At 69.0% G+C, this 12380-nt stretch carries 14 protein-coding genes; 7 read left to right on the forward strand and 7 right to left on the reverse strand.

All coding sequences use genetic code 11. The features are described from left to right. Positions 1–777 carry a YoaK family protein gene (locus K8640_RS10670; RefSeq protein WP_223746952.1) on the reverse strand — a complete coding sequence of 259 codons (777 nt, stop codon included), beginning with the start codon at positions 775–777 and terminating at the stop codon, positions 1–3. Between the two features lie 65 nt (positions 778–842). Beyond that, positions 843–1187, reverse strand: coding sequence for a histidine triad nucleotide-binding protein (locus K8640_RS10675; RefSeq protein WP_223746953.1), 345 nt, complete (start codon positions 1185–1187; stop codon positions 843–845). 196 nt (positions 1188–1383) lie between these two features. Here K8640_RS10675 and hprK point away from each other — a divergent pair, with 196 nt between their 5' ends. The 7 genes from hprK (at position 1384) to K8640_RS10710 (ending at position 8073) form a co-directional block, all read left to right on the forward strand. Beyond that, entirely contained in the window at positions 1384–2349 is a 966-nt protein-coding gene (gene hprK, locus K8640_RS10680; protein WP_223747245.1) for an HPr(Ser) kinase/phosphatase, read from the forward strand. Then, on the forward strand, positions 2346–3209 hold the full coding sequence (rapZ, locus tag K8640_RS10685; RefSeq protein ID WP_141332937.1) for an RNase adapter RapZ: 864 nt from the start codon (positions 2346–2348) through the stop codon (positions 3207–3209). The genes hprK and rapZ overlap by 4 nt, the downstream gene beginning before the upstream one ends. 6 nt (positions 3210–3215) lie before the next feature. Next, positions 3216–3764, forward strand: a complete 549-nt coding sequence (locus K8640_RS10690) for a manganese efflux pump MntP family protein (protein ID WP_223746954.1) — start codon at positions 3216–3218, stop codon at positions 3762–3764. A 143-nt stretch (positions 3765–3907) separates the two neighbouring features. After that, positions 3908–5431, forward strand: a complete 1524-nt coding sequence (locus tag K8640_RS10695; protein WP_223746955.1) for an NAD(P)/FAD-dependent oxidoreductase — start codon at positions 3908–3910, stop codon at positions 5429–5431. After that, the gene (locus K8640_RS10700) at positions 5424–6527 is read left to right on the forward strand and encodes an alpha/beta hydrolase (protein WP_223746956.1); all 1104 of its coding nucleotides are present in this window, start codon (positions 5424–5426) and stop codon (positions 6525–6527) included. The genes K8640_RS10695 and K8640_RS10700 overlap by 8 nt, the downstream gene beginning before the upstream one ends. Then, positions 6524–7369: an SDR family oxidoreductase gene (locus tag K8640_RS10705; RefSeq protein ID WP_223746957.1), complete on the forward strand. Its 846-nt coding sequence runs from the start codon at positions 6524–6526 to the stop codon at positions 7367–7369. Before K8640_RS10700 ends, K8640_RS10705 begins: the two co-directional genes overlap by 4 nt. Next, positions 7366–8073: a QsdR family transcriptional regulator gene (locus tag K8640_RS10710; RefSeq protein WP_223746958.1), complete on the forward strand. Its 708-nt coding sequence runs from the start codon at positions 7366–7368 to the stop codon at positions 8071–8073. The genes K8640_RS10705 and K8640_RS10710 overlap by 4 nt, the downstream gene beginning before the upstream one ends. A 7-nt stretch (positions 8074–8080) precedes the next feature. Here the strand turns inward: K8640_RS10710 and K8640_RS10715 are convergent, their stop codons facing one another. The 5 genes from K8640_RS10715 to K8640_RS10735 form a co-directional block, all read right to left on the reverse strand. After that, positions 8081–8827, reverse strand: coding sequence for an immunity 52 family protein (locus tag K8640_RS10715; protein WP_324289150.1), 747 nt, complete (start codon positions 8825–8827; stop codon positions 8081–8083). A gap of 12 nt (positions 8828–8839) precedes the next feature. After that, positions 8840–10117 (reverse strand): Tox-REase-5 domain-containing protein, encoded by a 1278-nt coding sequence (locus K8640_RS10720; protein WP_223746960.1) that lies wholly within the window; start codon positions 10115–10117, stop codon positions 8840–8842. A 400-nt stretch (positions 10118–10517) separates the two neighbouring features. Further along, positions 10518–10979, reverse strand: a complete 462-nt coding sequence (locus tag K8640_RS10725; protein ID WP_223746961.1) for a hypothetical protein — start codon at positions 10977–10979, stop codon at positions 10518–10520. A 202-nt stretch (positions 10980–11181) separates the two neighbouring features. Next, entirely contained in the window at positions 11182–11826 is a 645-nt protein-coding gene (locus tag K8640_RS10730) for a putative glycoside hydrolase (protein ID WP_223746962.1), read from the reverse strand. Further along, the gene (locus K8640_RS10735) at positions 11823–12377 is read right to left on the reverse strand and encodes a hypothetical protein (protein ID WP_194869357.1); all 555 of its coding nucleotides are present in this window, start codon (positions 12375–12377) and stop codon (positions 11823–11825) included. The genes K8640_RS10730 and K8640_RS10735 overlap by 4 nt, the downstream gene beginning before the upstream one ends. Between the last annotated feature and the right edge of the window lie 3 nt (positions 12378–12380).

The raw sequence follows: 12380 nt of genomic DNA on the forward strand, positions 1-12380 counted from the left end.
TCACGCCCGTGACGTGGAGCCTCGCGGCGCCCCGCGCGCCGCGGCCGGGCTCAAGTCCAGCCCGATGAGCAGCAGCAGCACCACACACGGCAGCCCCAGCGCCGCGGGCCCGTGGCGCAGGTAGAGCAACGGCCCGCCGGTGCACCCCAGCAGGAACGACAACCCCAGTCCCAGGTGCAGCCGCGTGCGCTCGAACTCGATGGCCGAGGGCAGGGCGCGCAGGCGCCTGAGCACCCCCGTCACCCCCTGGCCGCGCGAGCCATCCCGCACCCACGCGAACATCTGCACCAGCTGGATGCCGATGTCCGTGAGGATGCCGGTGACATGCGTCGTGCGCACCACCGCGCCGGACACGCGCGTGACGAGCGCGTTCTGCAGCCCCATCGCGAACGCCAGCGCCCACAGCAGCACCGGCGCACGCGCACCCGGCGCCGCGTCGAGCGCCACGCCGATGCCCGCCAGCGTCACCACCTCCACCGCGAGCGCGGCCACGTGCCGACCCCGCTCGCGCCGTCGGGACGCATCCAGCAGCGCCGCCGCGCACACCGCGCCGACCACGAAGGCCAGCAGCACCTGGGCGGCCCGGAACGCCAGCGCGCCGTCCCCCAGCGCGAGCGACTCGCCCAGGGACGCCATGTTCCCGGACATGTGGGACGTGTGCACGCCGAGCGCCACGAAGCCCGTCGCGTTCACCGTGCCCGCCACCGCCGCGAGCAGCAGGGCCAGCACCGTGTAGGCACGACGATTCGCGGGAGTCGATTCCGTGGAGAAGGGCATCGCCGGCGCACCCCTCGCGCCTCACGGGACAGACACTAGCAACCGGTGGGCCCCACCGCTTCGCCTCACCCCGGAGGCCAGGTGAGCGAGCGGCCAGCCAGGAGGTGCAGGTGGATGTGGAACACCGTCTGCCCCGCATCGCCGTTCGTGTTCATCACCACCCGGTAGCCGTTGGCGTCGTGGCCCAGTTGCTTGGCCAGCTTCGCCGCCGCGGTGAAGAGGTGGCCCACCGTGGCCTCGTCCTCCGCCGCGATGTCGTTCACCGTCGGGATGTGCTTGTGGGGGATGAACAGGACGTGCGTGGGCGCCTGAGGGTTGATGTCCTTGAACGCCAGGCAGACGTCGTCCTTGTAGACCACTTTGGCCGGGATGAGGCCGTCTCGAATCTTACAGAAGAGGCAGTCGGACATGGCCGGGGCTTACCAACCGGCGGGACGCCGGGAAATGGCCATGGCGCGCATTGTTGAGGCGCCAATCGGTGGCCCGGGCGCCCGAGGCCGGCGGGCCGGTGGTCGGGTGGGCAATCGGCGGTAGAGGTAGGGGATGCCATGCCCCGTGGGCACTTCGACTCAAAAGGTCCCACCGGTGATATTCCAGGCCCCGACGATGAAATCCATCCGCATCTCCCAGCTCATCGAGGACCACGACTACGACCTGCGGCTGACGCTCGTCGCGGGCGCGGCGGGCCTGACGAGGACGGTGGACTCGCCGCGCATCCAGAAGCCGGGGCTGGCGCTGGCGGGGTTCACCGAGCACCTCCACCCCCGCCGCGTCCAGGTGTTCGGCAACACCGAGATTTCCTACCTGGCCACCCTCCCCGAGTCGCGGCAGCGCGAGGCCCTGTCCAAGCTCTTCGAGGAGGAGGACCTGGCCTGCGTCGTCGTCACCAAGGAGCTGGAGATTCCCCCCGTGCTGGTCACCGCCTGCGAGGCGGAGGGCCTGGCCCTGATGAAGACGCCGCTGCTCTCCAGCGACTTCATCACCCGCGTCCAGTCCTTCCTGGAGGAGGCCCTCACCGAGTCCAGCAGCCTGCACGGCGTGCTGATGGACGTCTTCGGCGTGGGCATCCTGCTCCTGGGCAAGAGTGGCATCGGCAAGAGCGAGATTGCCCTGGATCTGGTGATGCGCGCCCACCGCCTGGTGGCCGACGACATCGTCGACGTCACCCGCCGCAAGGGCGCCGTCTACGGGGCGGGTAATCCGGTCATCAAGCACCACATGGAAATCCGGGGCTTGGGCATCATCAACATCAAGGACCTGTTCGGCGTGGCGGCGGTCCGCGAGCAGAAGAAGATTGAGCTCGTCATCGAGCTGCAGGAATGGGACCCCCATCAGGAGTACGACCGGCTGGGAGTGGAGGACAAGCACCTGCAGATTGTGGGTGTGGACATCCCGCTGTCGGTGGTACCCGTGCGTCCTGGCCGTAACATGGCGACCATCATCGAGGTGGCCGCCCGCAACCAGTTGTTGAAGCATCAGGGCCACCACTCGGCGCGGGAGTTCGCCGAGCGGCTCAACCGGGCCATCGCCGAAGGGGCGATGCGCCGCACCCTGGGAGAAGAGGTCGAGTGACCGCGCCCGCGAAACAGTTGGTCGTCATCACCGGCATGTCCGGCTCCGGCAAGTCCACCGCCATCCGGGCGTTGGAGGACGCGGGGTTCTTCTGCATCGACAACCTGCCGGTGGTGCTGTTGCCCAAGCTCACGGAGCTGGCGGGCGGTGGCAACATCGAGCGCATGGCGCTGGTGGTGGACGTGCGCGAGGGCGTCTTCCTCAAGGAGGCCCCGCGCATGCTCGACGAGGTGCGTCGCGCCGGCCACCACGTGGAGGTGCTCTTCCTCGACTCGAGCGACGACAGCCTCATCCGTCGCTTCAGCGAGACGCGCCGCCGCCATCCTCTCGCCCCCAACGGCACCGTCGCCGACGGCATCAAGGCGGAGCGCGAGGCGCTCAGGGATTTGCGCGAAATCGCGGACCAGGTCATCGACTCGTCGGTGCTCAACGTCCACGACCTGAAGCGCATGGTGCAGGCGCGCTTCAGCCCGGAGCCCGCCGCGGGCCCCAGCCTGTCGGTGATGTCGTTCGGCTACCGCTACGGCGTGCCGCCGCAGGCGGACCTGGTGCTGGACGTGCGCTTCTTGCCCAACCCGTACTTCGTCCCGGAGATGAAGGGGCTGACGGGCAAGGTGCCGAAGGTGGCCGCGTACGTGCTGGACCGCGACGAGGCGCAGCAGTTCCTCGAGAAGGTGGTGGACCTCTGCCGCTTCCTGTTCCCCCGCTACCAGAAGGAGGGGAAGGCGTACCTCACGGTGGCGCTGGGGTGCACGGGTGGCAAGCACCGCTCGGTGGCCATCGCGGCGGAGCTCACCCGCCGGCTGACCGATGAGAACACCCGCGTCCAGCTATGGGACCGGGACATCGAGAAGGAATAGCCGGAGATGACCCTGTTCCTGCTCGCGCTCGGGGTGGCGATGGACGCCACCGCCGTCTCCGGAGGCATGGCCATCCGCGGGGCGCGTCCGCCAGACATCCTGAAGCTGGCGGTGACGTTCGGCCTGTTCCAGTTCGGCATGTCCCTGGCCGGCGCGCTCGGGGGCAAGGTCATCCTCACGCGCTTCGCGGCGGTGGACCACTGGATTGCCTTCGGGCTGCTCGCCCTGGTGGGCGGGCACATGATCTACGAGGCGTTCTCCCACGACGAGGAGGAGCGCGCCGCGTCGACGGGCATCAAGCTGCCCATGCTGATGACGCTGGGCGTGGCCACCAGCATCGACGCGCTCGCCGTCGGCGTGACGCTGCCCGCGCTGGAGCTGGGGGTCATCCTCTCCACCGGCCTCATCGGCGTGCTCACCTTCGTGCTGTCCGTCCTGGGCGCGTGGGCGGGCAAGCGGCTGGGTGAGCGCTTCGGCACCAGCATCGAGCTGCTCGGAGGCGTGGTGCTCATCGGCATCGGCCTCAAGACGCTCGTCGAGCACCTGAACCACTGACGTCCCCACTGGCGGGCCCTCGCGAGCGACGGCCTTGTCGGAAATGAGTCAAGGTTGCGAAGTGACTCATGACGCGCCATGGTAGGAATCCGTGGCGCGGGCGGGGTGGGCGACGGGCGGGTTTCCTGGAGCGGAGGTAGGAGATGTCCCTGGCTCGGGTCCGGCACTTCCACGTGGCCATCGCCGGCAGCGGCTTTGGTGGCCTGGGCATGGCCATCCGTCTGAAGCAGGAGGGGATGGAGGACTTCGTCATCCTGGAGCGGGCGGGGGACGTGGGCGGTGTCTGGCGGGACAACGTGTACCCTGGCTGCGCGTGTGACGTGCCCTCGCACCTGTACTCGTTCTCCTTCGCGCCCAACCCGCGTTGGTCGCGGGCCTACTCATCGCAGCCGGAGATTCACGCGTACCTGCGTGACTGCGCGGAGCGCTTCGGGGTGCTGCCGCACGTGCGCTTCCACCACACCGTGGAGGAGGCCTCCTGGGACGAGGCCGCGCAGCACTGGCGCCTCCAGACGTCCCAGGGGCTGTTCACCGCGGACGTGTTCATCTTCGCGGCGGGCGCGTTCAGCGAGCCCGTGGTGCCCTCGCTGCCGGGGTTGGATCGCTTCCAGGGCAAGGTGATGCACTCGGCCCGGTGGGACCCGGGCTACGCGCTGGAGGGGCGCCGGGTGGCGGTGGTGGGCACGGGCGCGTCCGCCATCCAGTTCGTCCCGGTCATCCAGCCGAAGGTGTCGCGGCTGGTCCTGTTCCAGCGCACGCCGCCGTGGATTCTGCCGCGCGAGGACCGTCCCATCTCCGCATGGAGACAGTGGCTGTATGCGCGAGTCCCCGGGGCGCGGTGGCTGACGCGCCTGGGCATCTACACGGTGAAGGAGCTGTCCGCGCTGGCCTTCATGCACCCGTGGATCATCCGGCTTGCCCAGCGAGGGGCGAAGCGGCACCTGCGCGACTCGGTGAAGGACCCGGTGCTGCGCGCGAAGCTCACGCCCGACTACACGATGGGCTGCAAGCGCGTGCTCGTCTCGGACGATTACTTCCCGGCGCTGACCCGGGACAACGTCGAGGTCGTCACGGAGGGCCTCCAGGAGGTGCGCGAGCACTCCGTCGTCACCACGACGGGCGCGGAGCACCCGGTGGACGCGCTCATCTTCGGCACGGGCTTCCAAATCACGGAGCCCGCCTTCGCGCGGCACATCCGGGGACGGGATGGGCGCTCGCTGACCGAGACGTGGGCGGGGAGCATGAAGGCGCACCTGGGCACGTCGGTGAGCGGCTTCCCCAACTTCTTCATGTTGCTGGGGCCCAACACGGGGCTGGGGCACACGTCCGTCATCCTGATGATGGAGGCCCAGTTCGCGCATGTGCTCAGCGCGCTGCGCTACCTGGAGGGGCGAGGGCTCGCGGCGGTGGAGCCCACGGCCGACGCGCAGGAGGCGTTCATCCAGGACGTCGACACGCGGATGGCGCGGACGGTCTGGCTCACGGGCGGGTGCGTGAGCTGGTATCTGGATGCCACCGGGCGCAACTCCACGCTGTGGCCCGGCTTCACGTTCTCCTACCACCATCGAGTCTCCGCCTTCGAGCCGTCGGAGTACGTGGCCATCGCCCGGCACGGGCGTTCGAGCGCGACGGCGGGGACTCGTCACCGGAAGCTGGCACATGGCTGATGACACGAAGCTCACCCTCCTGGAGCGCCTGGAGTTCAAGGTCGCGAGCGCGCTGTTCCGCCTGCCGCCGCCGATGCTGGTGCGCTTGTCCGGCAAGCCGCCGGTGGTGATTGACGGGCTGCGCCTGCACCCCGAGGTGCAACTGCTGCTCTCGCTGCGGGAGCGCAAGGGCGTGCCCCGGAAGTCGGAGCTGCCTCTCGCCGAGTCGCGGAACCGGCTGCGGCGCGAGGCGCTGATGCACTCGGGGGCGCTGGAGCCGGTGGCGTCGGTGACGTCGCGGGTGCTCGAGACGAAGCAGGGCCCGCTGCGGGCGCGGCACTATGTCCCGCCCGGGGACTCACGGGGGCGGCCGCTGCTGGTGTTCTTCCATGGCGGTGGGTTCGTGATGGGGGATTTGGACACGCATGACTCGCCGTGCCGGCGGCTGTGTCACCACGCGGGCGTGCACGTGCTCTCCATCGACTACCGGCTGGCGCCCGAGCACCCGTTCCCCTCGGCGGTGGAGGACGCGATTGCCGCGTTCGAGTGGGCGCTGGAGCACGCGGAGGCGCTGGGCGCGGACCCGGAGCGGGTGGCGGTGGGAGGTGACAGTGCGGGTGGGAACCTGGCGGCCGTCGTCGCGCAGCACACGGTGCGCGAGGGCACGCGCAAGCCGGCGCTCCAGTTCCTGTTGTACCCGACGATGGACCGCACCCGGGACTGGGGCTCGCTGTCGCACTTCGCGGAGGGGTTCTTCCTCACGCGCGTGGATGTCGAGTGGTACCAGGAGCAGTACATGATGGGCAGCACGACGCCGCTGGCGGACCCCCGGGTCTCTCCGCGTCAGGAGAAGTCGCTGGCGGGGGCGCCACCGGCGCTCATCGTCACGGCGGGGTTCGACCCGCTGCGGGACGAGGCGGAGGCGTACGCGACGGCGCTGCGGGAGGCGGGGACGCCGACGACGCTGCGCCGCTTCGACTCGCTGGTGCATGCGTTCGCGAACATGTCGGGGCTGAGTCGGGCCTGTCGGGAGGCGACGGTGGAGGTCGCGCGGTTGCTGCGCCGGATGCTCGACGAGGTGGAGCCGAGCCGGGCGCGAAACGGAGCCAGCACATGAAGACGGTGAAGGACAAGGTCGCGGCAATCACGGGCGCGGGCTCGGGCATCGGCCGGGCCACGGCGGTGCTGCTGGCGAAGCGGGGCTGTCACCTGGCGCTGTCGGACGTGAATCCGCAGGGCCTGGCGGAGACGGAGGCGAAGTGCCGGGAGCACGGGGTGCGCGTGCGGGTGGACCGGGTGGACGTGGCGAAGCGCGAAGAGGTGCACGCGTGGGCGGACGAGGTGGCGCGGGAGTTCGGCGCGGTGCACATCGTCATCAACAACGCGGGGGTGGCGTTGGGGGCGACCATCGAGGACACGCGGTACGAGGACTTCGAGTGGTTGATGAACATCAACTTCTGGGGCGTGGTGTACGGCACGAAGGCGTTCCTGCCGCACCTGAAGGCGGCGGACGCGGGGCACATCGTCAACGTGTCGAGTGTGTTCGGGCTCATCGGGGTGCCGACGCAGGCGGCGTACAACGCGGCGAAGTTCGCGGTGAAGGGGTTCACGGAGGCGCTGCGGCAGGAACTGGAGGTGGAGGGGGGGAGCATCGGCGTCACGTGTGTGCACCCTGGGGGCATCAAGACGAACATCGCGCGCAACGCGAGGGTGACGGTGCGGCGGGGGTGGACGGATGAGCGCTCGTCGAGTGACTTCGAGAAGGCGTTCGCCACGACGCCGGAGCGCGCGGCGGAGGACATCGTCACGGCCATCCACAAGAACCGGCGTCGTCAGCTCATCGGCGGGGACGCGGTGCTCATCGACTTCATGCAGCGGCTGTTGCCCACGCTGTACCAGCGCGTGTTGGTGGCGGGGATGAAGCGGCGGCGCCGGAAGATGCTGAGCGCGGCGACATGAAGCGGACGGGGGCGAAGCCCGTGCGGCGGAGCGCGAAGGGGGCGCCGTCGAGGACGACGCGTCCGGCCTCGCGCGAGAAGGCGCGGGTGCGGGTGACGCCGTTGTCGAAGCGGCTGGAGGCGCCCTCGCGGGCGACGCCGAGGGATTTGTTCGCGTTGGCGATGCGGTGGTGGAGCGAGGGGGAGCGGTTCGACATCGGCAGGATGGCGCAGGAGCTGGGCGTCAGTCGGGCGACGGTGTTCCGGTGGGCGGGGACGCGCGAGCTGCTCTATGGGGAGGTGCTCTCGTCCCGGTTCGACGCGGCGCTGACGGCGGCGAGGGGCGAGTTCCAGGGCGAGGGCGCGGCGTACCTGGCGAACGTCACCGAGCGGCTCATCCAGCTGATTGTGGAGGACGCGCCGCTCAGGCGCTTCATCCAGCAGGACTCCGAGTACGCGATGCGCGTGCTGATGTCGAAGAGCAGCCGCGTGGAGGAGCGCTGCGCGGCGAGCATCCGCAGGGCGTTGGAGGAGGGCGTGCGGGACAAGCTCATCCGCCCGGCGATGAACCTGGATGCGCTGTCGAACGTCATCGTCCGGGTGGGACAGTTCTTCCTGTACCGGGATGCGCTGACGGGAGACCCACCGGACGTGGAGTCCGCGATAACGGCGACGCTCATCCTTCTCACCGCGGAGGCGGGTGATGCGCGGTGGCGCAGGCGGTGAGCGGCAGTCAGGGGACGACGGGACGCAGGAGTCCAGCCCTGGCGAGAAGCTCACCGACGCGTCTGCCCAATTGGACGTGCCCCGCGTCGTGGGTCGTCACACGCTCGGGAGTGAGGATGATGAGGGTGCCCATGTTCTCGACGGGCTCGATGCGGACCGGAGCGGGAAGGGGTGGCACCGTTCCTCGATGGCGCGAAAAGTAGGTGACCCAGCCCACGAAGGTGCCTGCGTCCGAAGTGGGACTCATCCGCTTGCGGTAGTCGTCGGACGTGGCCACGGCCCAGTCCGGCTCCCAGGCCAGCACCTGGCTGCGGACGATGCTCGTGAGGACGGGCGCGGTGGTGATTCGCTCCGCGTTCAGTCCTTTCCTGGGAAGTGGCATGAGGCAGCAGTTGGGGTTGGCTCCAGCGTAATCGCCACACTTGATTTGCAGGCTGGCACTGTCGGCGCCGGAGCCCCCATTGCCGAACCAGAAGCTGTAGCCGAGCTCCTCGATGATGGGACCGCCCGACTCTCGATTGGCGCCGCCGCGGAACAGGTCGGACAGGACGGCTTCATCGGGAGGCATGAGGGGATGGGCACGCCTGTCCCTCGTGGACCGGGTGGGTTTGTACCACTGGGCAAGGAAGGGGTCGCATGCCGCCAGGAGCGGGAGAAGGTGCGCTGTGCGTCGAGCGCAGTCCTCGTGCGACTCCCTGCGGGGGCCCCAATAGGCACCCGCGTAGCAAGGTTCGGGAGCGGCGTTCTCGGTCACGCGTTGGGTTCCTCAGCGCGCGGGGGAGTGGATGACGCGAATGCCCTTGATGCTGTTGCGCTCCAGGAGTCGGGTAATGGCTTCGGCGGCTCGCGCTTCGGCGACATGCCACTCGATGAGCACTCCGAGGCTCCGCACTTGCTGGCTCTGTCGGTTCGCCTGGTCGACAAGGCTCTTGGCTCCTGAATGTTGGAACCAGTCCTTGGGCTCCAGGTCATCGAAGAACTGGGCATAGCCCGGTCCCTTCGCCTCCAGCAACACGCCCTGCTCGAAGCCATCGAACTTCACGCCACCGACCCAGTATGCCTCGTCCGCCGAGTGGCCGGAGATCTGTTCCTGGTAGCGGCGAGCGCGTGGGGACATGGACTCCTTCGCGGGACCCCACTGGCCCGGTCCAGGACCACCCGACGGTTGGGTGGTCGCCGAGTTGGCGCGATGAAGCACGATGGCCGCGCCGGGGCCGCCACCCATCACCGTTGCCGCGCGCCCCACAGGCACCGCCAGCCGCTCTACGCGGAGCACCCCCTGCGCGGACAGGGACAGCACCGGAGCGTGTGCTTCGGCGCCCGCCAGGGCTCCCGTCACCGTGCGAGTCGTGGCCGAGGCCGTCCCCGCCGTGACGAGGAGGTTGGTCGCCAGCTCAGCGGCGGCGCGGACCTGCTCTCCGCGAGTCATGTGCCGGAAGCGCTCGAAGTAGGCGGGAGACGCGGTGATGAGCGCGGCCACTCCGGAGGGCAGGTTCTTCAACTCGGCGAGGCTGTCGAGTGGATGGGTGAGCAACTGCCCCACTGAGAGCGCCAGCTTCAGGAACGCGGACTCCGCGCCATCCAGCGCGCGGCCGAGATAGTCCGCGTCGTCGTACACCTCGACGAACACGGCGCTGTCGATGGGCTCCAGTCGCTCGTTCGCGAGCCGGAAGACGAAGCCGTTGCTGACATAGAAGCGTCCCAGTTCGAAGTGATGCGCCCGGAACGCTCCATCCTCCCATTCGACCTCACCGATGCGTTGTTGCGCCCGCCCTGTGAGCGCCCATGCCAGGCATCCATCCGGATGGAGCACCGCTATCTGACGGAAGCGTCCGACGCGCCGCTGTAGCTCGGCGGGCGCCACAGACCCTCGTTCGAGAACTTCACGCAGCAGGTGGCCCACCGCCATTCGCGAAGGAAAGGTCCCGAGCGTCACGGGCTTGCGCAGGAGCGTCGCGAGCAGTCGCGCCGCCTGTGCTGGCGTGAGGCTGTTGCCGGGGATGGGCCGGTCGTCCTGCTCCTCAAGCCCGGCGTTCTTCAGCAAGTCCTCGAACGTCTCGACGTGCGCTCCTGAAGCGCTCCGAAGTCCGGCCGACGAGGAGGCGCGTGAGGTTTCGGTGTCATCGCGAAGAGCCTCCCCAGCCCGAGCACCGTGCTGCCGAAGCATGGAAGCCCGACGTCGGCCTGCTGACGACTCGACTCCCGCACAACCCGCGAGAAGGACCGCAACGCACAGTAGCCAGAGGCCGGCACGCATGCTTCACCTCCGTCCTTCATGGGCAGAGTCCATGGGAGGATGCTCCCACTCTTGTCTGACGAAGGACGCCGCACCGGCTCTCGGCGGACAGAACAGGTGAAGCGCTCTGCCGCCGAGAGAACGCAGCCCTTCAGGGGCCCGCGCGGGGGGGGCGGATGGCAGGTGGCTCACTCACACGTCAGGACCCCTACCGCCGCCAGGTGCCGTTGCAGCACCGGACCAGACACTGCCCCGTGGCGACGCAGGGCCGGCCCGCCCAGGGACCGCCGATGCAGTGGCCGTCGAGCTTGGCGGAGCAGTAGATGTCCGCACTGTCACTGGGGAGCGCGCCGTCAGGATAGGTCTCACCTTGGTACGTGCAGGTCCGGCAGGCATTGGTGACGCCATCACAGGCGGCGTGGCCCGTGGGGCCATTCAGCGCCGAGCACGTGGACGTGCCCGAGCACGTGAGCGTGGTGCAGCTCCCGCAGACCGCCGTGGCCGTACAGGCGGCGAGGCTCGGGTCCTGCGCACTCGCCTCCTCGGACAATGCGCTCTCGGAGGTCATCGTCTCCGTGTCGCCCTCGCCCGGCTGCGGCTCGGGGCTGCACGCAACCAGGAACACCGAGAACAGGGCGGCGGTTGCAAGGGAAAGACCGGTTCGAGTCATGGCGAGGCAACTCCTATGGCCTGGGCGGCCGTCGATGGGGTGGCACTGCGGACATGACGGTCCTTCGCCTGCTGTCGCGCGCGAGTCACCCCATCGGTCGGCCACGGCCCGTCGGGCGGAATGCTGCGCGGATGAAGGAGGGGATGCAAGTCTTCAGGAAAGCCCGCTCCCCATGCCAGGGAAGCGGGCCCAATCCCAATCGCTAGTTCGTGAAGTACAGATTGTCGAGCAAGAGCGTGTTGCCCGAAGGGCCCGCGCCGGACAGCAGCACGAACGGCGCCTGCACCGCCGCCAGGTTCACGCCCCCCGCCGAGAAGTCCGCCAGGGGGATGGCCAGGTGGTGCCACTGTCCATCATTCGCATACCCATACTTCGTCGCGTCGACCTGGAAGCCCTCCGTGTCGTTCATCCCAATCTTCACCGCGGCGAACCCCGGGTCCGACGACTGCAAGCTCACGTGCAGCGTCTTCCATCCATCCAGGCTGTGCGGCGTGTCCCAGTGGATGCCGAAGCCGAGCCACGCCTTGCCCGCGTGGACCACCCGGTCCGACAGCTTCCCCTCCACGCGCGTCGTCGACGAAGCAATCGAGACCGTGCCCTCGTACAGGTAGATGTGCGAGTCCACGTCGTTGATGATGATCTCCTCCGAGCGTCCTCCCTCGTAGAAGCCCACGAACAGCCGCCGCTGGCCCTGCTGGTAGGGGAACGGACCCGGCAGGAACTCCTCCTCCGGATTCGGTCCCGCGTCCCCCTGCACCGACGGCTGATGGTTCTCGTAGTCGGACTCGCCCGGGTCCGGCCGGCAGGCCCCCAGCATCAGCAGCACCACGCCCAAGGTCCGCTTCATGGCCGCACCGCCTTGTCCGCGCCGCTCGAGGTCCGCACCAGCACCCACCCGCCCGTCACCGTCCCACCCATCTCCACGATGGCCTTGTATGCCGGCGTCACCAGCTCGTACTGAATCGTCCCCGTGGCGTCGTACGTCACCGCGTCCGGGAAGTTGTCGAGCACCGACTGGTACGCCTTGATGGCCAGCTCGCGCACCACCGGCAGGTCCTGCTGCGACGCGAGCCCGTTCTGGTACACGCCCAGCAGGTTCAACCCCACGTAGTACTGCGCCTCGCCATACGGTCCGCGCGCCAGCAACGTGGCCCACGCGTAGAACGAGGCCACCGGCCCCGCGTTGGCCTGGATGAGCCACTTCGTCTCCGTCCCCGGCGTCGAGTCCACGAAGGGGTTGTTCGGGTCGTCCAGGACCGTCGTGCTCGGGTGCACGCCCATCGTCGCGTCGTGGACCTGGAGCGTCAGGTCCTCCATCGACTCCCCATAGACATAGCTCGCGCGGTCGTAGCACCCGGAGGCCGCCAGCGCCGCGAGGAGCACAAGACACGTCTTCATCCG

It is taken from the genome of Myxococcus sp. XM-1-1-1 (assembly GCF_020037095.1).
Classification (GTDB): Bacteria; Myxococcota; Myxococcia; order Myxococcales; family Myxococcaceae; genus Myxococcus; species Myxococcus fulvus.

What these genes read in the sequence shown, in the direction of transcription:
- K8640_RS10730 (WP_223746962.1), bottom strand. Translation starts at nt 11,826, where the DNA reads ATGAAGCGGACCTTGGGCGTGGTGCTGCTGATGCTGGGGGCCTGCCGG.
- K8640_RS10705 (WP_223746957.1), top strand. Translation starts at nt 6,524, where the DNA reads ATGAAGACGGTGAAGGACAAGGTCGCGGCAATCACGGGCGCGGGCTCG.
- K8640_RS10695 (WP_223746955.1), top strand. Translation starts at nt 3,908, where the DNA reads ATGTCCCTGGCTCGGGTCCGGCACTTCCACGTGGCCATCGCCGGCAGC.
- K8640_RS10675 (WP_223746953.1), bottom strand. Translation starts at nt 1,187, where the DNA reads ATGTCCGACTGCCTCTTCTGTAAGATTCGAGACGGCCTCATCCCGGCC.
- hprK (WP_223747245.1), top strand. Translation starts at nt 1,384, where the DNA reads ATGAAATCCATCCGCATCTCCCAGCTCATCGAGGACCACGACTACGAC.
- K8640_RS10670 (WP_223746952.1), bottom strand. Translation starts at nt 777, where the DNA reads ATGCCCTTCTCCACGGAATCGACTCCCGCGAATCGTCGTGCCTACACG.
- K8640_RS10710 (WP_223746958.1), top strand. Translation starts at nt 7,366, where the DNA reads ATGAAGCGGACGGGGGCGAAGCCCGTGCGGCGGAGCGCGAAGGGGGCG.
- K8640_RS10725 (WP_223746961.1), bottom strand. Translation starts at nt 10,979, where the DNA reads ATGACTCGAACCGGTCTTTCCCTTGCAACCGCCGCCCTGTTCTCGGTG.
- K8640_RS10690 (WP_223746954.1), top strand. Translation starts at nt 3,216, where the DNA reads ATGACCCTGTTCCTGCTCGCGCTCGGGGTGGCGATGGACGCCACCGCC.
- K8640_RS10700 (WP_223746956.1), top strand. Translation starts at nt 5,424, where the DNA reads ATGGCTGATGACACGAAGCTCACCCTCCTGGAGCGCCTGGAGTTCAAG.
- K8640_RS10735 (WP_194869357.1), bottom strand. Translation starts at nt 12,377, where the DNA reads ATGAAGACGTGTCTTGTGCTCCTCGCGGCGCTGGCGGCCTCCGGGTGC.